Genomic DNA, 23,065 nt, shown 5'->3' on the forward strand with positions numbered 1-23,065 from the left:
CTAATCCCCACCGAAGTGGTTCATCGTTCGACTTGCATGTGTTAAGCACGCCGCCAGCGTTCGTCCTGAGCCAGGATCAAACTCTCCGTGAATGTTTTCCCGTAATCGGGATGAACACCACGAGAGCGGAACAGTCAGGCGGAATAAGCCCGACCGTTCACAGCGTCCTCGCTGTGTTTTTTCAAAGGAACCTCGTCCCAGCGATGGCCGGAGACGGGGTATCAACATATCTGGCGTTGACTTTTGGCACGCTGTTGAGTTCTCAAGGAACGGTCGCTTCCTTTGTACTCACCCTCTCGGGCTTTCCTCCGGGCGCTTCCCTTCGGTCTTGCGTTTCCGACTCTATCAGATCTTTCTGATCCGATTTCCTCGGTGCTTTCCAGGTTTCCGCTTCCGCGTTTCCCTTTCCGGCGGTTCCGACTCTATCAGATCCTTTCGGGCCTGATCCCCAGTCAGCGGGGGTTGTCTTTGCGGCTGTTGGGCCGTTCCGACGTGTCCAACCTTAGCGCGGTCTCTCGCCGTTTCCCAAATCGAGCCGGTGTCGAGTCGATCAGGCCGTCGAGTCCCAATTCGAATTGAATTCGGGCACGCCGAAAACAACTCCGCTGGGAGCGATCTTGCTAGTGGTTGGGTGCCGCTTGAGCGGCGAAAGTGCCGTCGCAGAACCGTTACGGCTCCGCGGCAACCCGAAGAACTTTACGGATCGGGCAGGGGGGTGTCAAGCGGCCCCTGTCAAGATCTTTTGTGTGGGCGTCAGTCCAGATCCGAGAGACGGCCACCGGCGTCCGGCTGGGCGTCTTCCACTCTGCGCAACAGGCGGGTCAGGACGCCGCCGAGCGCGTTGCGCTCCACGGGGGACAGATCCTGGAGCAGGTCCTCCTCGAAGACCGTTGCCAGGCGCATCGCCTCCAGCCACTTCTCACGCCCCTCGGATGTCAGCTCCACGATGACTCGCACGCGGTTGGACTCGTCTCGCTCACGGGTAACCAGCCCCTCGCCGACCATGCGGTCGATGCGGTGGGTCATGGCGGCCGGGGTGAGACCGAGGCGCTTGGCGAGGTCACTGGGGCCCAGACGGTAGGGAGCGCCGGAGAGGACGAGGGCCTTGAGGACCTCCCACTCCGCGTTGCTGATGCCGAGGGCCGAGGTCTGACGGCCGTAGGCGACGTTCATGCGGCGGTTGAGGCGGGACAGGGCCGAGACGATCTGCTCCACCTGGGGGTCGAGGTCCTGGAACTCGCGCTGGTACGCGGCGATCTGTTCTTCGAGGGTCGGCTCGCTGGGGCCGGGGGTGTCGCCCATGGCGGCAGTATGGCACGAACGTTCTTTGCCTTGAAGTCCTTGGGTATGTACTCTTTAGCTTCGAACTTTAGTTTCGAAGTCTTCACTCCTAACTTGTGGAAGAGGTGAACGTGACCAGGGCGATGGGCGCAGCGATGCGCCGGATTCACGTGGGTAACGCACTCAGCGCGTTCGGGCTCGGCTTCACGGTCCCGTACCTGTACGTCTACGTGGCGCAGGTGCGAGGTCTTGGAGCCATGACGGCGGGGTTCGTGCTCGCCGTCTTCGCTGTGGCCGCGCTGGTCGTGCTGCCGTTCGCCGGGCGGGCCATCGTCCGGCGTGGCCCCCTGCCGGTGCTGCTCGCCGCCCTGATCACCGCCGCCATAGGTGCCCTGAGTCTGGGGATCGCGAGCAGTGCGGCGGCCGTGCTGGTGTCGGCTGCCCTGCTGGGAGCGGGGCAGGCCGTGATGCAGCCGGCGCTGGCGACGATGATCGTGGACTGCTCGACGGCGGAGACGCGGTCACGGGCGTTCGCCATGCAGTTCTTCCTGCAGAACCTCGGGCTCGGCGTCGGTGGCCTCATCGGTGGTCATCTGGTCGACACGACCAGTGCCGCCTCCTTCACCCTCCTCTTCGCGATCGAGGCGGCGATGTTCCTGCTGCTGGTCGTGGTGATGGCGACCGTGCGGACGCCGCACGCTCCGCGGATCGACGATGCGCCTGTGGCGTCGGGGCGGGGCAGCTGGAAGCAGCTGCTGGGCAATCGGGCCATGGTGCAGCTGTGTGTGCTGGGCTTCGTATTGTTCTTCGCCTGCTACGGGCAGTTCGAGTCGGGGCTGAGTGCGTACGGGGTCGAGGCCGCCGGGATATCGACGTCGGCACTGGGGACCGCGCTGGCGGCGAACACGCTGGTGATCGTCATCGCGCAGTTCGCGGTGCTGCGGTTCGTGGAGCGGCGGAGGCGGTCGCGGGTGATCGCGGCCGTGGGGCTGATCTGGGCCGTGGCGTGGGCCGTCGCCGGGTACGCGGGGCTCGGCCACGGGAGCCAGGAGATGGCGACGGCCGCGTTCGTCTCGACGTACGCGTTGTTCGGGCTGGGTGAGGCGATGCTGTCGCCGACCGTGGCCCCGCTGGTCGCGGATCTCGCGCCGGAGGGGATGGCCGGGCAGTACAACTCGGCGTTCGCCCTGGTCAAGCAGCTCGCGCTGGCCGTCGGGCCGGCGGTGGGCGGGCCGCTGGGGGCCTCGCTGCACGCGCCGTACATCGTGGCGTTCCTGGTGTTCTCCCTCGGGATCACCGTCCTGGCCGTGCGGTTGGGTCGCCAGCTGACCGAGGCGCAGGATCGGCCGTGGCTCGTGAAGAGCAGGGTCGTGGCGCGGGGTGGGGCGCCCGTTTCCGCGGACGTCTGATCCCGCCCGGCTACGACGGCCCGGTGCGCGGCAGGGCGAATTCGCACCAGACCGCCTTGCCGCCGCCCGGGGTGCGTCTGCAGCCCCAGTTCGACGCGATCGTGGCGACGATGGCGATGCCGCGGCCCGATTCGTCGCCCGGTTCCGCGCGGCGGCGTCTGGGGAGGTGGTCGTCGCCGTCGGTGACCTCGATGATCAGGCGGCGGTCGGTGCGGCGCAGGCGCAGGCGCATCGGCGGGGTGCCGTGCTGGAGGGAGTTGGCGACCAGTTCGCTGGTGGCCAGGACGCCCAGGTCGTGCAGGTCGGCGGGGAAGCGCCAGCTGGTCAGGACGCCGGAGGCGAAGGCACGCGCGCGGGGGGCCGCTTCCACGCCGCCCAGGAGTTCCAGGGCGGCGTTGCGGAAGAGCTCGCCCTCCGCACCTGTGCGGGCGGGGTGCTGGAGGACCAGGACGGCCACGTCGTCGTCGTGGTCGGGTGTCACGCCGGCCGAGCGGACCAGTCGGTCGCAGACGACCTGGGGTGTTCCGGTGGCGCCGGCCAGGGCGCGTTCCAGGGCTGCGATGCCCTCGTCCAGGTCCGCGTCCCGGCGCTCCACCAGGCCGTCCGTGTAGAGGACGGCCGTGGAGCCGGGGCTGAGGGGGATCGAGCCGGAGGAGTGCATCCAGCCGCCGGTGCCGAGCGGGGGGCCGGTGGGTTCCTCGGCGCGCAGGACCGTGCCGGTCTCGTCGCGGACCAGGATGGGGAGGTGGCCGGCGGAGGCGTAGACCAGCTTGCCCTCGTTCGGGTCGTGGACCGCGTACGCGCAGGTGGCGATCTGGTTGGCGTCGATCTCGGCTGCCAGGCCGTCGAGGAGTTGCAGGACCTCGTGCGGGGGCAGGTCGAGGCGGGCGTAGGCGCGGACCGCGGTGCGGAGCTGGCCCATGACCGCGGCCGCCCGGACGCCGCGGCCCATGACGTCGCCGATGACCAGGGCCGTGCGGCCGCCGCCCAGGGTGATCACGTCGTACCAGTCACCGCCGACCGCGGCCTCCGTGCCGCCGGGGTGGTAGGTGGCGGCGATGCGCAGGTCGTCCGGTTCTTCGAGTTCCTGGGGGAGCAGGGATCTCTGCAGGGTCACCGCTGTTTCGCGCTGGCGGCGTTCGCTGGCGCGCAGGCGTTCGGCGGCTTCGGCGTGGTCGGTGACGTCGGTGGCGAAGACCAGGACACCGCGGCCTTCGCTGCCGCCCTCGCCGTCGCCCTGGGCGACCGGGGTGCAGGTGAAGGTGTAGGAGCGGCCGTCGGGGGCCTTGCGGGACTTCACCGTGCGGGACTTGCCGCTGCGCTGGACCTGGTCCAGGAGAGGGAACAGGCCGAGGGCGTCCAGCTCCGGGAGGACCTCGCTGGCGCGTTCGCCCAGGGGGCGTACGCCGAAGGCGGTCGTGTAGGCGTCGTTGACGTAGGCGATGCGGTGGTCGGGGCCGTGGACCAGGGCGACGAGGGAGGGGACGCGGTCGAGGACCTCGCGCACCCGCAGCTCGTCGACGGCGGGTACGGACGGTGTCTCGTCGGTCAGCTGTTCGGCGCGGGCGGCGGGTACGGAGCCGTCCCCCCGCCGGTCCGGGGAGGCCGTCTGCTCGGTCCGCGCTGCGGCGCGGCGCTGCGTTCCGGGGAGCCGGGCGCTCCAGCGCGTGAAGTTCACGAATCCTTGCCTCGTGTAGTCGTCGGCGGCCGGCACCGGAACCGGCCGGGGCCCCGGGGGGCCCGCACCGGGGCGAGCGGTGGCACGCCCGCGGTGGTGGACCAGTCTGGCAGTGTGCGGACCGGACCGGCATCCGTCAGACGCCGGGCCGGCCGGTGGAGTTCCTGGGTCCGGTCAGGACGACCCCTTCGGGTTGTGCGGGGGGTCTTGAGAAGGCTTTCCACCGGCCGCGAGTTCGAACTCCGCCCGGGGGTGTTCGAGTGAACCCAGGGAGACGATCTCCCGTTTGAACAGGCCGGCCAGGGACCATTCGGCGAGCACGCGCGCCTTGCGGTTGAAGGTGGGCACGCGGCTGAGGTGGTAGGCGCGGTGCATGAACCAGGCGGGGTAGCCCTTGAGCTTGCGTCCGTAGACGTGGGCGACGCCCTTGTGCAGTCCCAGGGAGGCGACCGAGCCGACGTACTTGTGGGTGTAGGTGGTGAGGGGTTCGCCGCGCAGGGCGTGCACGATGTTGTCGCCGAGGACCCGGGCCTGGCGGACGGCGTGCTGGGCGTTGGGGGCGCACTCGCCGCCCGGTTTCTCCGCGGTGACGTCGGGGACGGCCGCGGCGTCTCCCGCCGCCCACGCGTGCGTGGTGCCCTCGATCGTCAGCTCCGGGGTGCATATGAGCCGTCCGCGGTCGTTGCGGGGCAGGTCGGTGGCGGCGAGGACCGGGTGGGGTTTGACGCCGGCCGTCCAGACGACCGTCCGGGTGGGGAAGCGGGCGCCGTCGCTGAGGGCCGCCACCCGGTCCGCGCAGGAGTCCAGGCGGGTCCGCAGGCGTACGTCGATGTTGCGGCGGCGCAGTTCGGTGACGGTGTAGCGGCCCATCTCCTCGCCGACCTCGGGCAGGACGCGGTCCGAGGCCTCGACGAGGATCCACTTCATGTCCTCGGGCCGGATGTTGTGGTAGTAGCGCGCGGCGTAGCGGGCCATGTCCTCCAGTTCGCCGAGTGCCTCCACACCGGCGAAGCCGCCGCCGACGAAGACGAAGGTGAGGGCCGCGTCGCGGATCGCGGGGTCGCGGGTGGAGGAGGCGATGTCCATCTGTTCGATGACGTGGTTGCGCAGGCCGATGGCCTCCTCGACGGTCTTGAAGCCGATGCCGTGGTCGGCGAGGCCGGGGACCGGCAGGGTGCGCGAGACGGAGCCGGGGGCGAGGACGAGCTGGTCGTAGGTCAGCCGCTCTCCGCCCGTGCCCTCCTCCTGCGTGGCGAGGGTGCTGATGGTGGCGGTGCGTTGCGCGTGGTCGACGGCGGTCGCCTCACCGATGACGACGTGGCACCGGTCGAGGACGCGGCGCAGCGGTACGACGACGTGACGGGGGGAGATGGCGCCGGCGGCGGCCTCGGGGAGGAAGGGCTGGTATGTCATGTACGGGTCGGGGGTGACGACCGTGATCTCGGCCTCGCCCCGGTCCAGTTCCCGTTTCAGTCTGCGCTGGAGGCGCAGGGCCGTGTACATCCCGACGTAGCCACCACCGACAACGAGAATGCGCGCACGTTCCTTCACCATCCCATGACGCACCCGTCGCTTGCGTTTGTCCACAGCCTCGACCAATTGTGTGACCTGAGCGAGAGAGCGCGCGGAGTTGGCCGGATTATCGAGCTGTGCTGAATAAGTGCAGGTCAGCTGGGGTGGCGCAGGGGGCGCGCAGGGGCACATTCAGGACGTATACGGCCCGTACTCCGATCGGTGGGCGCTCCGTGCGGAACGTGCCCCTTCTGAATTGACTCCCTCTCAACTATGTTCGTGTGTCGACGGGGTGTAGGGGGATGCGCTCACCGGGTCCGCGACGGGCGGGCCCGCGGACCCGGGCCTGTTCCCTCCGCCCCGGCATCGAATGGCGGGGAGTGTCTCCGGGGGGAGACGTCATTACCGGGGGAATACGTATGCATGTTCAGGATTCTCATTGGTCGTCCGCATCCGCTCTGGCGGGTGGCGCGACATTGAGCGCGGCGGTGGGCAGCGGACGCGGGGACGGCCCGCGCACGACACCGCTGCGCGTGGACGCACAGCGCAATCTGGAGCACGTGCTGCGTGCGGCGCGCGAGGTCTTCGGCGAGCTGGGGTACGGCGCGCCGATGGAGGACGTGGCGCGGCGCGCGCGGGTCGGTGTGGGCACGGTGTACCGGCGGTTCCCGAGCAAGGACGTCCTGGTGCGGCGGATAGCCGAGGAGGAGACCTCCCGGCTGACCGACCAGGCGCGGGCGGCGCTCGGGCAGGAGGACGAGCCGTGGTCGGCTCTGTCGCGCTTCCTGCGTACGTCGGTGGCCTCCGGCGCCGGGCGGCTGCTGCCGCCGCAGGTGCTGCGGGTCTCGGTCGAGGAGGACCGTGCCGGTCAGGCGCGGGTGCCGCAGCAGCGGACGCAGCCGGGCACGACGGAGCTGCGGCTGGTTCCGGAGGAGCCGGTGGCGGTCGCCGCGGTGCCGGCGGTCTCCGCGGAGGACGACGCCGGGGCGTCGGCGCTGCTCGAGGTCGTGGGTCAGCTCGTGGAGCGGGCGCGTGCGGCGGGTGAGCTGCGGCCGGACGTGTCGGTGTCGGACGTACTGCTGGTGATCGCGACGGCCGCGCCTTCGCTGCCGGACGCGGCACAGCAGGCGGCCGCCTCGGCCCGGCTGCTGGACATCCTGCTGGAGGGACTGCGCTCGCGGCCGTGAGTGGAGGGACCCGGCGTAAAGGGGGAGCCTTCCCCGAAAGGGTGATGACTAGTACTGGCGTGCGGTAAATCCCCACGGATGAGTGATCGTCCGAACTCGGGGGTCCCGACGAAGAGCCCCTGTGGCACTCTGACCCGGTGGTCTGGACGGGTTGGGCGGCTGGCGGGGGCTTTCCGCGATGAACGTTGACGGGCGGGACGAACAAGTGCCGAGCCAGGGCGGGCGCGCGAGCGTCCCGCCGGGCGGGCACCCCGCCGACGGCTCGGTCCCGGCCCAGCGCGACCGGCACGAGGACACTGTCCTGCCGCCACCCCGCGACCTGCCGCCGGCCGACACCGAGCTCATCGACCGGATGCGTTCGGGCGACGACACGGCGTACGAGGAGCTGTACCGGCGCCATGCGCAGGCCGTGCGCCGGTACGCCCGGACCTGCTGCCGTGACGCGTACACCGCGGACGACCTGACCGCCGAGGTCTTCGCCCGCATGCTCCAGGCGGTGCGCGGCGGCTCCGGCCCTCAGCACGCCGTCCGCGCGTACCTGCTCACATCCGTACGGCGCGTCGCCGCCTCTTGGACGAGGTCGGCGCGGCGGGAACAACTCGTCGACGACTTCGCGGTCTTCGCCGCCCAGTCCGCGCACGGGCCCGACGTGTCCGACGGCGACACGCTCGAACTGGGCGCGGACGTGCGGGCGATGCACCAGGCCGAGCGGTCCATGGCCATGCAGGCCTTCCGGTCGCTGCCCGAGCGGTGGCAGGCCGTGCTGTGGCACACCGAGGTCGAGGACGAGTCGCCCAGCGAGGTCGCCACGCTCTTCGGCCTGGACGCCAACGGCACCCGGGTGCTCGCCAGCCGGGCCCGTGAGGGCCTCAAGCAGGCCTACCTCCAGGCTCACGTCAGCGCCACGCTCACCGGCGACGAGGAGTGCGCGCGCTACGCCGACCAGCTGGGCACCCACGCCCGCGGCCGGCTGCGCACCCGTGCCGAGCGAGGGCTGCGCAAGCACCTGGACGAGTGCGCGAAGTGCCGGCTGGCCGCGAGCCAGATCGCGGACGTGGCCGGTGGCATCCCCGCCGTCGTGCCGGTCGCCGTCCTCGGCTGGTTCGGTGCCGCCGGGTACGCCAAGGTGGCCGGACTCATCGCCGGAGGAGCGGGAGCGGCCGGTGCCGCGGGTGCGGCCGCGACGGCGGGCGCGGGCTCGTCCGGCGCGGCGGCGGGCGCGGGCGCCGGTTCGTCCGGTGGGGCGGGAAGCGGCGGCGGTGCGGCGGCTTCCGAGGCGGTCGGCGGGCCGGTGAAGGCCGGTATCGCGGCCGGTGTGGTCGCCGTGGGTGTCGTGGCCGCGGTGGTGATGGCCCTGGCCGGCAACGAGAAGCCGCAGGAGGAAGCGAAGACGGCTCCCCCTTCCCCGGCTTCCCCGACGGCGCCGGTGGTGCGGCCCGGCGAGCCCACGCCCGCACCTTCGTCCTCCCCCTCGAACCCCTCGAACCCCTCGAAGCGGGAGCCCGGGCCGCAGCCCCCGGGCATCGTGCCCGCGCGCGCCGAGACGCCCGCGCCGACGCCGGCCACCCCGGGAACCGGCCCGCGTCCCACACGGTCCTCGGCGGCGACACCGGCACCGAAGCCCACCCCGCCGCCCGCGTCCCCGAGGCCGGCACCGCCCCCGGCAGCCACGCCCCCACCGCCCCCGACCGAGGCGCCGCCCGCTCCCGCCGTCTACCAGTGGAGCGAACTGTCGTACGACATCAGCGGCGACGGCACCGAGCCCGAGATGCGGATCGGGGCGAGCAGCTGGGTCTGGAAGCGGTACGGCATGTCGGTCGGCGACCAGCGGTACACGCAGGGCGTCACCGTGCACGGCCGCTCTTCCGTCACCATCGACCTCAACCGGTCCTGCTCCTCGTACGACGCGCTCGTCGGGGTGGACGACCTGACGCTGAGGCTCGGCAAGGTGTACTTCTCCGTCTACGCCGACGGGGTCCGGCTGTGGCGGTCCGGGCTGGTCGAGGGCGGTGACCCGGCCGTTCCCGTCCATGTGAATCTCGTCGGCCGCAGCGCCGTGCGGCTGGTGGTGGAGCCGCACGGCGCCCTCGACAACGTGGTTCTCGCGGACTGGGCGGAGTCGAAGTTCACCTGCGCCTAGCGTGGCTCAGTGGCGTACGTACGCCGCGCCTCGTCCAGCTCGCGCAGGACGTCGTCAGCGGTGAGACCCACGCCCAGGGCGCGCTCGGACTCGCACCGGACGCCGCCCAGGGCTGCGCGCGCGGTGGCCGCGGTCCGTTCCGCGTGGGCGTGTTCCGGCATGGGGCGGGGGCGGCCGGCCCTCCAGTGGTCGCCGGCGCCGAGCAGCCGTGCCGCACGCGGGAAGTCGCCGAGGTCGGCCAGCACTCCTGCCGCGCTGTCCACGACCGTCGCCCGGATCAGGTCGGAGCATCGCCGGTCCACGGCGTCGCGCAGGGCTGCGGCCAGTTTGGCCAGGGCGGGCTCCGGAGCGGTCTCGCTCGCCGTGATCAGGGCGTCGATCAGGTCCAGCATCACCATGAACTGGGGCGGCGGTGTGCCACGCGCGGCCTCCACGCGCGCCGCGTCGCACTGCTCCCGCGCCCGCGCGATGTGTCCTTCCTCGAGCGCGATCTGGGCGCGCAGCAGCAGGACGACTGATCTCGGGTTCCCGGCCGACGAAAGAGGTCAGACGGGGACGGATGTTGCCGGTGCGCTCGGGCCGTGCGGAGGGCGTCGACGAGGGCTTACGGTCCTGCGCGGCCCGCACTCCGAGCAGTTCGGCGTGCAGGGCGCGCAACTGCGGGCCCGGGTCGGTGCCCAGGCCCTCGGCGAGGGCTCGGCGGGCCGACTCGTGGGCGGCGAGGGCGTCGGCTTGCCTGCCGGTGTCGCGCAGGGCGCGGATGAGGAGCGCGTGCAGGGGCTCGTCGTACGGGTGTACGGCGGTCAGTTCCCGCAGTTCCGGTACGACGTCCGGCGCGCGGCCGAGCCGTAGGCGGGCCTCGGCCCGGGCCCGGGCCGCCTCCAGGTGCGTGGCCTCCGGGCGGGTGGCCGCGGAGCGGTCGGTCAGGTCGGCGAGGGCGGGGCCGCGCCAGAGGGCGAGGGCGTCGTCGAGATGCCGTTCCGCGAGGGCGGGGGCGTCGGCGGCGAGGGCGTCGGTGCCCTGCCGGACGAGCCGTTCGAAGACGAAGAGGTCGATGTCGTCGCGTGTGGCCGTGAGTCGGTAGCCGCCGGATTCCGAGGTCGTCACGGCTTCCTTGCCGAGGGCGCGGCGGAGGTGGCCGATGAGGGCCTGGAGGGCGGCGGGGGCGTCGCGCCCACCCGTGCCGCCCTTGGCGCACGCGTGCCCGCAGCTCAGCGCGACCTGGCCCCCGCTCCCAACGCCCCCCGCTGCGGCGCGATCCCCGCCGGTACCGCTCGCTGGCGTGCCGGTGTGCCCGTCCAGCAGGTGCCGCGGCGGGCGAGGAGGCGGCGGAGCCAGAGTTCCAGGGAGACGAGGTCCGCGAGGCCGTCCAGGGGGAGGGGTTCGCCGGCCGCCGCGGAGCGCAGGGCCTTGCGGACCACTCGGGCCTCGACCAGGCCCGCTTCCGCCAGGAGGGGCGTGTCGAACAGCGTGACCAGGGAGTCCGCCGCCACTCTCAGGCCCGTTCGGGCCGCGGCCGCCTCGGTCGCCTGGGTCGGGACGCCCCACCCGGGCGGCAGCTCCCGTACGCCGGCCCCCTCCAGCACCGTACGGAGGATCGACGCCCGTGCCCCGGGGCGTACGCGCAACGCCTCGGGCAGCGCGCGGGCCGCGCGCACGACCTGGTTGTCGAGGAAGGGCGCGTGCAGCCGCTGGAAGCGGATCTCCGCGGCCTGCTCCAGCACCCGCAGGTCCGCCGCGTGCCGTGCCAGCGCCGCACGCGCGCGGAAGTCGCCCGGACGCTGCCCCGGCCCCACCAGCTCCGACCGGTGCGTGGACGCCTGAAGGCGAACCGATACTTCAGCGAGTGCCTCACCGGTCAGCCAGCGCGCGGCCGGCCCGGGTCTGCCCCAGGTCAGCGCGGCGAGCGAGGCCTCCACCGCGCCACCGGGCGCGTCGAGGCCGTCGTCCGACCGGTGGTCGAGCAGACGCTCGGCCAGGGACTCCACGCCCGACCGGTACGGCGTACGGGACAGCCGTCGCGCCGCCGCGTACACGCGCGCGGGGACCAGCACCGACCCGTCCGCCTTGGCCAGCGCGGCGACCGGCCGCACGAGATGACGCCGCCGGCGGTCCATCAGCAGGTCGGCCAGCCGGGCCGGATGGGCGTCCAGGACCTGACGGGCCCCGTAGCCCGTGAAGTGGTCCGCGCTGCCGGACGCCAGCCGTGCCCGGTGCCGGGCCGCCGACACCAGACACGACCCGGGTTCGTCGGTCAGCGGGCCGTCCAGGTCGGCGTACGGAAGGGTCTCCTCGCCGCCCGCCACGACCACGTGGTGCAGCCGTGGGTTCGCCGCCAGCGCGCCCGCCCGCTCCAGCTCGGCCTCCTGCCCTGCGACGGCGAGGTCGTTGAACGTGACCGCCAGCAGCCGTTCCCCCGCGCCCGTGCCGTGTCCCAGCACCGTGCCCGGCATCCCGGGCAGGCCCGAGGCCAGCAGCGCCAGCGTCCCCGAGGCCGGTCCGCCGGACAGGTCCGCCCCGATCCCCGGGACGGGCATCCCGCGCGCGGCACGCCGCTCGGCGGGTCCCATGCCGGGGACGGGGCCGGGGTCTATGTCCGCCCCGGGGACGTGCCGCGGCGCGGACAGCCGGGTCCGTACGGCCTCCACGAGCGCGTCGCGCACGGCGTCGACCGCGCTGTCGGGGTCGGCCGGAGGCGCCGCGACCGCCAGCGAGGCGACGGGCTCGTACCCGGCGATCTCCCGTGCACCGGCGCGCAGGATCAGTGCATGCCCCGGCGGAATGCGCTTCACGCCGTCGTACGGCGTGGAGTCGTGCAGCGCGGCGGGCACGTCAGGGGCGGCCAGCAGCGCGGCGAGGTGCCCGAAGTCGAGGTTGGCCTCGATGAGGTCGGCCAGCGGCAGCGCGGCCGTCGCGTACGCCGTACCGCCGGCCCAGGGCGTGTGGAACACGGGCCGCGCGCCCGCGAGATCGCCGCAGACGGTGAGCCTCCTGCCGACCTGCACGATCGCGGTGTAGCTCCCGGGCCAGGCGGTCAGATGCCGAAGTGCCCCGCCGCGCGCGGCGAACAGCGCGACGCGCAGCTGCTCGTCGGTGGCACCGCAGATGCCGAGGACGGCGATGCGGGTCCGGTCGTCGGCCTTCACGACCCGCACCTCGTCGGGGCGCCAGTCGCCGACCGCCCAGAGCGGATCGGGGTCGCCCCACAGGAGTTGGGAACCCACCGGGTGCACGGTCTCGCCGTCCTGCCCCGTGGCCCCCGCCGAACCGGCAGCGAGTGCTCCCGCGGCGGTGCTGCTCCATCCCACCAACCACCGCATCGCCGCCTCCACAGGCTGTGGACAACCAGTGCACCGTACGAACCGGTTCACCATGCTGCCATGAAGGAAGCACTCCGGAGGGTCCCGACGCCGCTTGCGCTCCGTTGAATGCGCCCCGGCGGCGACGCCCACACCGCCCAGAACGCCCCTGCCGCAGAAAAGACGGCCCGGACGCAAGGCACGTCAGCGACACGTCTCCTACACGACTGCGGCGCGAATGCGCCCCCGATACGCGCCCCGACTACGCCTGATGCGCCCTCAAGTGCCGTGGTCGGAACCCTGATACCCCACGACCGGCGGGGTCGATTTTCAGCCGAATCGCCGTTACACGGACAGCGTCGAACACGCTCCGTACAGGCTCGGCGCACCATCGCCCGATCGCGCAGTCCGGGAGACGGAGCACGCCTCCCGGACCGTTCCGCCGCCCGCGGGGATGTAGGCGGCGGTGTCCCCCAGCCCACTGGATCCAGTACAGCGGGCCGACCCACGCAATGACCATGGAAGCGCTCCCGCGATGGCTGGAGAAGAGCGCACGGGCGGGCGCACGGCCACACAGTGGGAGCACGCCGCAACAGCCCGTATCTGAACCGCACTTCAGTACGGACCACAATCCCGCCAACCGGAACAATGCCCCTTAACGCTTGGGATGCGGCGAACTACGCTGGGTTTACGAATGCCGCGTGGTTATGCCAGTGCCGGCAGCCGTCTGTGTCGAGGGGTGGCTCATGTCCAGGGAGCAACGCGGGCCGAACGAAAAACTCGGCGCCGTTCTCGCCCTCGCGGGAATCAGCAACGCAGGCCTCGCGCGGCGTGTCAACGACCTCGGCGCCCAGCGCGGTCTGACGCTTCGCTACGACAAGACGTCGGTGGCGCGCTGGGTGTCGAAGGGCATGGTGCCGCAGGGCGCGGCGCCGCACCTCATCGCCGCCGCCATCGGCCAGAAGCTCGGCCGCCCGGTGCCGCTCCACGAGATCGGCCTGGCGGACGCGGATCCCGCGCCCGAAGTCGGCCTCGCCTTCCCACGGGACGTCGGCCAGGCGGTGCGGTCCGCGACGGAGCTGTACCGCCTCGACCTCGCGGGCCGCCGGGCCGGATCCGGCGGCATCTGGCAGTCGCTGGCCGGATCGTTCGCGGTGAGCGCGTACGCGACGCCCGCCTCACGATGGCTGATAACCCCGGCCGACAGTTCGGTCGCGCGTGACGTGGGCCCCGGCGAGGACTCCGGCGCACCGCTCAAAGTCGGCCACAGCGATGTGCAGAAGCTGCGGGAGGCCGCCGAGGACGCGCGGCGCTGGGACTCCAAGTACGGCGGCGGCGACTGGCGTTCGTCGATGGTCCCCGAGTGCTTAAGGGTGGAGGCGGCCCCCCTGCTGCTCGGCTCCTACTCCGACGAGGTCGGCCGGGCCCTCTTCGGCGCCTCCGCCGAACTGACCCGGCTCGCGGGCTGGATGGCCTTCGACACGGGCCAGCAGGAAGCGGCCCAGCGCTACTACATCCAGGCCCTGCGCCTGGCCCGGGCGGCGGCGGACGTCCCCCTCGGGGGCTACGTCCTGGCCTCCATGTCCCTCCAGGCCACCTACCGCGGCTTCGGTGACGAGGGCGTGGACCTCGCCCAGGCCGCCCTGGAACGCAACCGCGGCCTGGCGACGGCCCGCACCATGAGCTTCTTCCGCCTCGTCGAGGCACGCGCGCATGCCCGCGCGAGTGACGCCCCGGCGGCCGGCGGCGCCCTGAAGGCGGCCGAGAGCTGGCTGGAGCGCGCCCGCCCCGGCGACAACGACCCGAGCTGGCTCGGCTTCTACTCCTACGACCGTTTCGCCGCCGACGCGGCCGAGTGCTACCGCGACCTCAAGGCTCCCCGCCAGGTCCGCCGGTTCACCGAGCAGGCGCTCTCCAAGCCGACGGAGGAGTTCGTCCGCTCGCACGGTCTGCGCCTCGTCGTCTCGGCGGTGGCCGAACTGGAGTCGGGGAATCTGGACGCGGCCTGCGAGCAGGGGGTACGGGCGGTGGAGGTCGCCGGGCGCATCTCGTCCGCCCGGACCACGGAGTACGTGAAGGATCTCCTGCACCGGCTGGAGCCGTACGGGGACGAGCCACGGGTGGTGGAGCTCCGTGAGCGGGCCCGGCCGTTGCTGGTGGCTCCCGCGTGAGCGTCTGCCGGGTTGCTGTGATCTTGGAGCCGCGGATCTCGTCGTGGCCGTTCGCGCAGTTCCCCGCGCCCCTGAAGGTGTGCTGCCATCGCCGCGTTTGAAGGCGATGTCAGTGGCGCAGTGCACTATCGAGGTGGGAGGTGGTGCTCGTGCGGCTCGCATACGACTGTGACGTACTGGTGATCGGCGGCGGGATCGTCGGTCTGTCGACGGCGTACGCGATCACACGCGCCGCACCGGGCACACGTGTCACGGTGCTGGAGAAGGAACCGGGCCCCGCCCGGCATCAGACCGGCCGCAACAGCGGCGTCATCCACAGCGGCATCTATTACCGCCCCGGCTCGCTCAAGGCGCGCTACGCGGTGCGGGGCGCCGCCGAGATGGTCAAGTTCTGCGCCGAGTACGGCATCGCGCATTCCGTCACCGGCAAGCTGATCGTCGCGACCGACCGCTCCGAGCTGCCCCGCCTGCACGCGCTCGTGCAGCGCGGCCGGGAGAACGGGATCCCGGTGCGGGAGCTGTGCGCGTCCCAGATCATGGAGTACGAGCCGGAGGTGCGGGGCCTCGCCGCCATACACGTCGGTACGACCGGCATCTGCGACTTCGTCGCGGTCGCCCGCCAGCTGGCCCACGGCTCGGGAGCGGAGATCCGCTACGGCACGCGGGTCGTGCGCATCGACCGCCGCCCCGAGCTGGGCGTCGCCGCGCTCACCTCGGCCGGGGACGTGGTGCGCGGCCGGGTCCTGGTGAACTGCGCGGGCCTGTACAGCGACGAGATCGCCCGGCTGACCGGGGACGACCCGGACGTCCAGATCGTGCCGTTCCGGGGCGAGTACTACGAACTCGCCCGGCCGGAGCTCGTACGGGGCCTGGTCTACCCCGTCCCCGACCCGGCGTTCCCGTTCCTCGGGGTGCATCTCACCCGCGGCATCGACGGCGGTGTCCATGTCGGGCCCAACGCGGTGCCGGCGCTGGCCCGCGAAGGCTACGGCTGGGGCACGGTCCGCTGGCGCGAGCTGGGGTCGACGCTGGCCTGGCCGGGATCCTGGCGGATCGCGCGCCGGCACTGGCGGTACGGGGCGGGTGAGCTGCGGCGGTCGCTGTCCAAGGCGGCGTTCACGGACGCGGTGGGCAGATTGCTGCCCGGGGTGACCGAGGAGGACCTGGTGCCGACGGCGGCGGGGGTGCGGGCCCAGGCCGTGCTGCGGGATGGCACGCTGGTGGACGACTTCCTGATCCGCGAGGGCGCTCGCACGGTGCATGTGCTGAACGCGCCTTCACCTGCGGCTACGGCGAGCCTGCCGATCGGGCGGGAGGTGGCGCGGAGGGCGTTGAGCGGGCTGTGAGCCCCCGTGGGTCCGCGATCCGGCGGAGCGGAGTGTGAGCGGGGCCCGGGTGAGGCCCGCGATCCGGCGGAGCGGGCTGTGACGCAGGTCCGGGTGGGCCCGCGACCCGGCGGAGCGGAGTGTGAGCGGGGCCCGGGTGAGGCCCGCGATCCGGCGGAGCGGGCTGTGACGCAGGTCCGGGTGGGCCCACGACCCGGCGGAGCGGAGTGTGAGCGGGGCCCGGGTGAGGCCAGCGATCCGGCGGAGCGGGGTGCCGCGGTCTCGCCCCGCCGCACCCCCTTACCCGACGGCCGTAAAATCGGCCTCACTGTGTCTGACTCCGTGAATACCCCTGAAAGCATCCAGCCGCCCACCACCCCCGACGGCGAGCACCTCGACCACGCGCCCGGTGTGTCCATCCGGCACACGCGGGCCAAGGGTGAGCCGCGCTTTCCCGACGGGCCGAAGGCCGATCCCGCCGGGTCGCACTTCGAGCGGCGGATCCGGAGTTTCCAGCCGCGGCGGAGCCGGGTGACCGCGGGGCAGGCGGACGCGCTGCAGCGGTTGTGGCCCAAGTGGGGCCTGGACATCGACGGGCAGCGGGGGCTCGACCTCGCCGACCTGTTCGGAAACGACAACCCCGTCGTCCTGGAGATCGGCTTCGGCATGGGCGAGGCGACCGCCCGGATGGCCGCCGCCGACCCCCGCACCAACATCCTCGCCGTCGACGTCCACACCCCCGGCCAGGGCAACCTGCTCAATCTCGCCGACCGCGACGGCATGTCCAACATCCGGGTCGCGAACGGCGACGCGATCATCCTGCTCCGCGAGATGCTCACCCCGGACTCCCTCGACGGCCTCCGCGTCTACTTCCCCGACCCCTGGCCCAAGAAGCGGCACCACAAGCGCAGGCTCATCCAGCCCGACTTCCTGACCCTCGCCGCGACCCGCATCAAGCCCGGCGGGACCGTGCACTGCGCCACCGACTGGGAACCGTACGCCGAGCAGATGCTCGAGGTCCTCACCGCGCACCCCGACTTCGAGAACACGCAGGCGGACGGCGGTTTCGCGCCCCGTCCCGACTTCCGTCCCCTGACCCGTTTCGAGGGCCAGGGACTGGACAAGGGTCATGTCGTGAACGACCTCCTCTTCCGTCGCGTACAGCACGTGGAGCAACCCCCCGCCGGCGCCTGACCGCTCCCCGGATCTCTCCCGCCTGCGGACAGCGCCCATCCGTCGTTAGGGTCAATGCCGTGGCCACCTGCCCCCCACATCCGTCGTACCCCAGCGGTCCGCCCGACGGCGCGCCCTTCGCCGGCGGGTCCGCCGCCGGCCCTCTGCGGCACGCCCACTGGTGGCAGCGCGCCTGGGTGCGCTACGGCGCGCTGTCCACGCTCCTCGTGATCTCCGGCCTCGTCATCCTCGCCCTGGTCCGCGAGGAGACCGGCACGGAGGGGTTCCTGGTCGGGCTCGGGTTGGCCGTCCTCCCGGTTCCCCTGCTGATAGCCGCGTTCCGCTGGCTGGACCGGGTCGAACCGGGCCCCTGGCGGAACCTGCTGTTCGCCTTCGCCTGGGGCGCCTGCGCGGCGGCGCTGATAGCGATCGTCGCCAACAGCTTCGCGACCCAGTGGATAGCGACGGCGACCGCGGACCCGACGAGAGCGGACACGCTCGGCGCGACCGTCATCGCGCCGGTGGTCGAGGAGTCGGCCAAGGCGGCGGCCGTTTTACTGGTCTTCCTCTTCCGGCGGCGTGACTTCACCGGCATCCTCGACGGAGTCGTCATAGCCGGCGTCACCGCCACCGGCTTCGCGTTCACGGAGAACATCCTCTACCTGGGCATCGCCTTCGGCACCGACCAGCTCGCCGGGCACAGCGGCATCGCCTCCGTCACGGCGGCGACCTTCTTCGTGCGGATCGTCATGTCGCCGTTCGCGCACCCGCTCTTCACCGTCCTCACGGGCATCGGCTTCGGCATCGCCGCGCTCTCGGCGGACCGCCAGCACATCCGCCGCATCGCCTTCCCCCTCTCCGGGCTGCTGCTCGCGATGGGCATGCACGCGATGTGGAACGGCTCGTCGGCGTTCGGCGAGTACGGGTTCTTCGCCGTGTACGCGGCGTTCATGGTGCCCATCTTCGGGCTGCTGACGTGGCTGGTGATCTGGACCCGGCAGCGGGAGCTCAAGACCGTACGGGCGGAGCTGCCCCCGTACGCCGTCGCCGGCTGGCTGACTCCGGCCGAGCCGTACGCGCTCGGCTCGATGCGGGCCCGGCGCATCGCCCGCCAGTACGCGCGCCGCCACGCGGGGAAGACCGCGGCGCGGGCGGTGGCGCAGTACGAGGCCTACGCGACGTCTCTCGCGTTCCTGCGGCACCGGGGCCGCCTCGGCCGCGCCGGGACCGACTTCGTCGTACGGGAACGGGAACTGCTGGAGGAACTGTGGCGGCGCCGGGAGGCGGCCCGTCCCGCGCTGGACCACGCCGCGCGGATCACGGCCCCTCCCGTACCGGTGGCGGCACCGCCCTGGCCGCTGTACGGGGCCTACGGCTACGGCCATCCGACGGGGGCATCCGGCTACGGCTACCCGACGACGTCGTACCCCGCGTACAACCCGTACCGCTCGTAGCAGAGGCGCCGGCCGACAGCCGCGGGCAACGCGGCCGGTCGTCGGCCGGTCCGGTGCGGTCGCCCTCCGGTCCGGTGCCGGTGCCGCGGCCGCGACGCCGCCGCACGGACCGGTCTCGGCGGCGCGCGGCCGACGGCGGGCGGCCCGCAGCCGTCGGCAACGAATGCCGGGCCGGCCACCGGTGCGGTGTGGTTGCCGGCCGGTCTGGCGCCGGTCGTCCGCTGGTCCGGGGCCGGCCGCCCCGGCCGTGGCCCCACCACACAGACCGGTCACGGCAGCACATGCGACGGCAGTCAACCCGCACCCGCACGCAACGAAGCCGGCCGGCCACCAGCCCCAGGCAGAGCGCCCCAGCCGAAGCCCCACCGCGCAGGCCCGGGGCCGTCGCCGGCAGCGCCTGCCGGGGTGCTGAGTCCCTGGCGGTTCAGACGGCGAGCATGCTCACCGAGCAGGCCGAAGCCCCGCCTCACCCACCGCGGCGACCGATCAGGCCGAAGCCTCCGTGAGGCGGTCGACCTCCGCCTCGCTCAGTGTGAGGTCCCCGACTCCGACCAGCGCCGGCAGCTGCTCCACCGTGCGGGCGGACGCGATCGGCGCCGCCACCGTCGGCCTGGCCGCGAGCCAGGCCAGGGCGACCGTGGCGACGGGGACGTCGTGGGTCGCGGCGATCTCGTCCAGGGCGTCGAGGACCCGGAGGCCCCGCTCGGTCTCCAGGTGCTTGGCGGCACCGCCGGCCCGCGCGCTGTCGACGGTCGTGCCGGGCCGGTACTTGCCGGTGAGGAAGCCGGACGCGAGTGCGTAGTAGGGGACGGCCGCCAGTCCGGAGCGCTCGGCGAGGTCCTGGAGCTCGCCCTCGTAGGTGTCGCGGGAGACCAGGTTGTAGTGGGGCTGGAGCGCCACATAGCGGGCGAGGCCCTCGCGGTCGGAGAACTCCAGGGAGGCCCGCAGCCGCTCCGCCGAGATGTTGGAGGCGGCTATGTGCCGCACCTTCCCGGCCTTCACCAGCTCGTCGAGCGCCCCGATGATCTCCTCCACCGGAACGTCGGGCTGGTCGAAGTGGGTGTAGTAGAGGTCGATGTAGTCGGTGCGCAGGCGGCGCAGCGAGGCGTCGGCGGCGGCCTTGATGTTGGCGGCGGTCAGGCCCTGGAACTCGGGGTGCTGGCTGACCTTCGTGGCGACGACGACATCGGCGCGGTTGCCGCGCGCCTCAAGCCACTTGCCGAGGACGGTCTCGGACTCGCCGCCCTGGTTGCCGTCGACCCACGCCGAGTAGACGTCGGCGGTGTCGACGAAGTTGCCGCCTGCGGCGGTGTACGCGTCGAGAACGGCGAAGGACTCGGCCTCGTCGGCGGTCCAGCCGAAGACGTTGCCGCCGAGGGCGAGCGGGAAGATCTCGAGGTCGGAGGATCCGAGCTTGCGAAGAGAAGTCATGCTCCTCGTCAACGACCGTGCCGGAGCGGCTCATTCCAGGGCGGACGCAAAGGTCCTGTAAACGCCCGCGCGCACAACGGAGACCGGCAGCCCTGACGTCGGGGGGTCGTCGTCAGGGCTGCCGGTGCTTCGACTGGCTTGTGCCGCTTACGGGTTCAGTCCCTTGCCCCGCAGCCACGCCATCGGGTCGATCCCGCTGCCGGCGCCACCGGAGTGCACCTCGAGGTGCAGGTGGGCGCCGGTGACGTTGCCGGTGGCACCGACACGGCCGATGACATCGCCCGTGCTGACCTTCTGGCCGACGCTGACGCCGATGGAGGACTGGTGCGCGTACCAGATCTCCGTGCCGTCATCGAGGGTGAGGACCGTCTTGTAGCCGTACGAGCCGTTCCAGCCCGCCTCGGTGATGGTGCCGCTGTGCACCGCCTTGATCGGCGTGCCCGTGGGGGCGGCGAAGTCGAGACCCGTGTGGTAGCCGGAGGACCAGTAGGCGCCGGCCTGACCGAAGGTCGAGGTGAGGGTGTACGAGGAGGTCGGCAGCGTGAACTGCTTGGCGAGGGCGGCGAGTCGCTCGGCCTCGGCCTTCTTCTTGGCCTCCTCCTCCGCCTTCCTCTTGGCCTCGGCGGCCTTGGCCTTGGCTTCTTCCTCGGCCTTGGCCACGGCTTCCGCGGCCGCCTTCTCGGCGGCGTCGGCGGCGTCCTGCGCGGCCTTGGTGTCGATCTGGTCCTGCTGGTACTCGACCTGGGCCATGATCCGGGCGCGCAGCGCCTCGCCGGCGCCGGAGGAGTTCTCCTCGGTGTCCGCCGTGGTGGTGCCGAGACCGCTGAGCGGAGTCGAGGAGCCCGCGGGGGTGTCGTCGTCCGAGATGAGGGAACCCACCGAGGGCAGGTCCGGCACGGAGATGGAAACCGGCGGCTTGCCGGTCTGGGCGCTGGCCATGCCGCCCGCGCCCACGGCGGCTATGACGCCGACGCCCAGGACGGTGGAGCTGCGGGCGAGGCCTCCGCCGCGCTGCTTGGTGACGCGATGCCGGCCACGGACGGGACGGATGGATTCCTCGGTGGGGTTCCACTCCTGGAACGGGCCCTCGTCGGTGCGCTGACCGCCGTAGCCAAAAGTCTCGGTGTCGCGCTGGTTGCGCGCGAACGGGGCCGCGGGGGCAGGCCGGTTGGACGCCACGTGGGCGTACTCCTTTCCTTCCTTCTCGCCTACCGGGTTAGCTGACGGGTTCGGAGCAGGAAGGTCTCCTACGCGCGTATACCGACCGTGCTTCCACGGCGGCTTACGCCCGATTCACCCCAAGTGGTGGTTCCCCGGTTCCCTTTCGGGATTCGGCGCGTGCGCACGGAGCCGCCTTCTGTGACGGCTGGGACGACCGCGCTGCGTTATCGAACGTTAATAGACCCGGGGAGTGTATTCCAGCGATTCCACTTGATCATTAACCTTTTTCGTGCGGACTTACCTGCCATGACCGGCTCAAATCGGGCGAGTTGACCACTCCGTAAGTGACTGCCGGGTATTGACGGCGTGTCAGTTGTTATGCGGAGCGGTGCGCTTCACTCACTGGCAGTAACGGGGGTGCGGAAACACCGGAAATACACCGAGGGCCGGAACCCTTTCGGATTCCGGCCCTCGGCCTTCAGTAGCGGGGACAGGATTTGAACCTGCGACCTCTGGGTTATGAGCCCAGCGAGCTACCGAGCTGCTCCACCCCGCGTCGTTGTGATTCCAGTGTACGCCATCCGCGGGACCACTCGTGACCACCTCACTCAGTGGCAGGATCCGCCCCCTGCAGCAGATGGCGGTTCGGGGCCTTGGCCCGCTGCTCGTGTTCCAGGAGGGCGACGACCTTCGCCCCGCCGGCCGCCAGGACGCCGCTGCCGTCGGCGCCCTGGACGAAGGTGTCCGGCTCGCGCCAGGCGGTGACCACTCGGCGGACGCCCGCGTCGAGGAGCAGCCGGGCGCAGGGTGCGGGGCGGGAGGCGCGGCGGGCGCAGGGCTCCAGGCTGCTGTAGACCGTGGCGGTGGCGAGCCGCGGGTCGGACGGGTCGAGCTTCGCCAGGGCCGCCTCCTCGGCGTGCGCGACCGGGTCGCCGCCCTCGCGGGAGTGGCCGCGGGCCAGTTCCGTGCCGTCGGCCGCGACCACCACCGCGCCCACGCTGAACGCCGTGTCCGACGGCGGGCAGAGGTCCGCCAGTTCGCAGGCGAGGGCCAGCCAGTGGTGGTCGGCCGCGGTGGCGAGGGAGCCGGTGCCCGGGGCGGTGGGTTCGTAGCGCATGAGGACCACGTCCTCGATCCGCCGTGTCTCCAGCAGCCGGAGCCGGCCGCCCTGGTAGCCGCCGGGCCCGAAGAGACGGGGGGCCTTCGGATCGCCCACGAAGAGCGGTGCGAGCACCAGCTGGAGTTCGTCGGCCAGGCCCTGGGTGAGGAGCTGGGTGTGGATCAGGCCGCCGCCCTCCACCATGAGCCGCCGTACGCCCCGTGCGTCGTGCAGGTGGGTGAGGAGCCGCCGCCAGTCGAGGTCGGTGCCGAGGGGGACCACGTCGGTGGCGAGGCCGAGGGCTCGGGCACGCTCGGCGCCCTGGTCGGTCGTGTAGAGGACCTTCTCGCCGCCGGTGTGCCAGAACCGCGCCTCGGGGTCGAGGTCGCCGGTGCCGCTGACGGTGACCTTGAGGGGGTATTCGGGTTGGCCTGCAGCCGTGCGGGCGGCGCGCCGCTGGTCCGAGTTGACCAGCAGGCGCGGGTTGTCGGCGCGGATGGTGCCGGCGCCGACCAGGATCGCGTCGACGGACGCCCGGACCTCGTCGACCCGGTCGAAGTCGGCCGGGCCGGACAGCAGCAGGCGTTCGGGCCCGGTGTCGTCCAGGTAGCCGTCGAGGGAGACGGCGGCGGACAGCAGGACGTACGGGTGAGGCATCGACGCTCCCCGGTCGGGTGGGACGGCGGACCGGCGGGATCGAGCCCGCCGGGTCTTGGTTCAAGTTTGAAACAAACCTACACTGGCG

At 72.2% G+C, this 23,065-nt stretch carries 15 protein-coding genes, 1 tRNA gene, 1 rRNA gene, 1 pseudogene and 1 riboswitch; of the genes and pseudogenes, 7 read left to right on the forward strand and 11 right to left on the reverse strand.

The window, feature by feature from the left end:
• A 16S ribosomal RNA gene (locus ACZ58V_RS22645) occupies positions 1-92 on the reverse strand; the annotation flags it as partial.
• A 661-nt stretch (positions 93-753) separates the two neighbouring features.
• Positions 754-1,302, reverse strand: a complete 549-nt coding sequence (locus ACZ58V_RS22650; RefSeq protein ID WP_382834001.1) for a MarR family winged helix-turn-helix transcriptional regulator — start codon at positions 1,300-1,302, stop codon at positions 754-756.
• Between the two features lie 122 nt (positions 1,303-1,424).
• Here ACZ58V_RS22650 and ACZ58V_RS22655 point away from each other — a divergent pair, with 122 nt between their 5' ends.
• Entirely contained in the window at positions 1,425-2,690 is a 1,266-nt protein-coding gene (locus ACZ58V_RS22655) for an MFS transporter (RefSeq protein WP_471292669.1), read from the forward strand.
• 10 nt (positions 2,691-2,700) lie between these two features.
• On the opposite strand, the gene ACZ58V_RS22660 is transcribed toward ACZ58V_RS22655, so the two are convergent.
• On the reverse strand, positions 2,701-4,368 hold the full coding sequence (locus ACZ58V_RS22660; RefSeq protein WP_468196638.1) for an ATP-binding SpoIIE family protein phosphatase: 1,668 nt from the start codon (positions 4,366-4,368) through the stop codon (positions 2,701-2,703).
• Positions 4,369-4,542: 174 nt separating this feature from the next.
• The gene (locus ACZ58V_RS22665) at positions 4,543-5,922 is read right to left on the reverse strand and encodes an NAD(P)/FAD-dependent oxidoreductase (protein ID WP_468196641.1); all 1,380 of its coding nucleotides are present in this window, start codon (positions 5,920-5,922) and stop codon (positions 4,543-4,545) included.
• A gap of 377 nt (positions 5,923-6,299) precedes the next feature.
• Here ACZ58V_RS22665 and ACZ58V_RS22670 point away from each other — a divergent pair, with 377 nt between their 5' ends.
• Positions 6,300-7,067, forward strand: coding sequence for a TetR/AcrR family transcriptional regulator (locus ACZ58V_RS22670; protein ID WP_468196643.1), 768 nt, complete (start codon positions 6,300-6,302; stop codon positions 7,065-7,067).
• A gap of 178 nt (positions 7,068-7,245) precedes the next feature.
• On the forward strand, positions 7,246-9,207 hold the full coding sequence (locus tag ACZ58V_RS22675; RefSeq protein WP_471291808.1) for a sigma-70 family RNA polymerase sigma factor: 1,962 nt from the start codon (positions 7,246-7,248) through the stop codon (positions 9,205-9,207).
• Here ACZ58V_RS22675 and ACZ58V_RS22680 read toward each other — a convergent pair.
• The 3 genes and pseudogenes from ACZ58V_RS22680 to ACZ58V_RS22690 all read right to left on the reverse strand — a co-directional run bounded on the left by ACZ58V_RS22680 (position 9,204) and on the right by ACZ58V_RS22690 (position 12,527).
• Positions 9,204-9,641 (reverse strand): hypothetical protein, encoded by a 438-nt coding sequence (locus tag ACZ58V_RS22680; RefSeq protein WP_471291811.1) that lies wholly within the window; start codon positions 9,639-9,641, stop codon positions 9,204-9,206. The two genes, ACZ58V_RS22675 and ACZ58V_RS22680, sit on opposite strands and share 4 nt — an antisense overlap.
• A 28-nt stretch (positions 9,642-9,669) precedes the next feature.
• Positions 9,670-10,380 (reverse strand): annotated as a pseudogene (locus tag ACZ58V_RS22685) (AfsR/SARP family transcriptional regulator); the annotation flags it as partial.
• Positions 10,381-10,418: 38 nt separating this feature from the next.
• Positions 10,419-12,527, reverse strand: coding sequence for an asparagine synthase-related protein (locus ACZ58V_RS22690; protein ID WP_468196652.1), 2,109 nt, complete (start codon positions 12,525-12,527; stop codon positions 10,419-10,421).
• Positions 12,528-13,252: 725 nt separating this feature from the next.
• Here ACZ58V_RS22690 and ACZ58V_RS22695 point away from each other — a divergent pair.
• The 4 genes from ACZ58V_RS22695 (at position 13,253) to ACZ58V_RS22710 (ending at position 18,629) form a co-directional block, all read left to right on the forward strand.
• Positions 13,253-14,677 (forward strand): MFS transporter, encoded by a 1,425-nt coding sequence (locus ACZ58V_RS22695; protein ID WP_468196654.1) that lies wholly within the window; start codon positions 13,253-13,255, stop codon positions 14,675-14,677.
• Positions 14,678-14,817: 140 nt separating this feature from the next.
• Complete coding sequence (gene lhgO, locus ACZ58V_RS22700; protein WP_468196656.1) at positions 14,818-16,023, forward strand: L-2-hydroxyglutarate oxidase; 1,206 nt, start codon at positions 14,818-14,820, stop codon at positions 16,021-16,023.
• 309 nt (positions 16,024-16,332) lie between these two features.
• Positions 16,333-17,196: a tRNA (guanosine(46)-N7)-methyltransferase TrmB gene (gene trmB / locus ACZ58V_RS22705; RefSeq protein WP_468196658.1), complete on the forward strand. Its 864-nt coding sequence runs from the start codon at positions 16,333-16,335 to the stop codon at positions 17,194-17,196.
• Positions 17,197-17,255: 59 nt separating this feature from the next.
• Complete coding sequence (locus tag ACZ58V_RS22710) at positions 17,256-18,629, forward strand: PrsW family intramembrane metalloprotease (RefSeq protein ID WP_468196661.1); 1,374 nt, start codon at positions 17,256-17,258, stop codon at positions 18,627-18,629.
• A gap of 486 nt (positions 18,630-19,115) precedes the next feature.
• Here ACZ58V_RS22710 and ACZ58V_RS22715 read toward each other — a convergent pair whose 3' ends face one another.
• The 4 genes from ACZ58V_RS22715 to ACZ58V_RS22730 form a co-directional block, all read right to left on the reverse strand.
• Complete coding sequence (locus ACZ58V_RS22715; protein WP_471291817.1) at positions 19,116-20,060, reverse strand: aldo/keto reductase; 945 nt, start codon at positions 20,058-20,060, stop codon at positions 19,116-19,118.
• Between the two features lie 147 nt (positions 20,061-20,207).
• On the reverse strand, positions 20,208-21,239 hold the full coding sequence (locus ACZ58V_RS22720) for a M23 family metallopeptidase (protein ID WP_468196666.1): 1,032 nt from the start codon (positions 21,237-21,239) through the stop codon (positions 20,208-20,210).
• An 11-nt stretch (positions 21,240-21,250) separates the two neighbouring features.
• Positions 21,251-21,407: riboswitch (cyclic di-AMP (ydaO/yuaA leader) on the reverse strand.
• Positions 21,408-21,703: 296 nt separating this feature from the next.
• Positions 21,704-21,777: transfer RNA gene (locus tag ACZ58V_RS22725), tRNA-Met, on the reverse strand.
• Positions 21,778-21,825: 48 nt separating this feature from the next.
• Complete coding sequence (locus tag ACZ58V_RS22730) at positions 21,826-22,977, reverse strand: dihydrofolate reductase family protein (protein ID WP_471291820.1); 1,152 nt, start codon at positions 22,975-22,977, stop codon at positions 21,826-21,828.
• Between the last annotated feature and the right edge of the window lie 88 nt (positions 22,978-23,065).

The organism is Streptomyces sp. NPDC040589 (assembly GCF_055594445.1).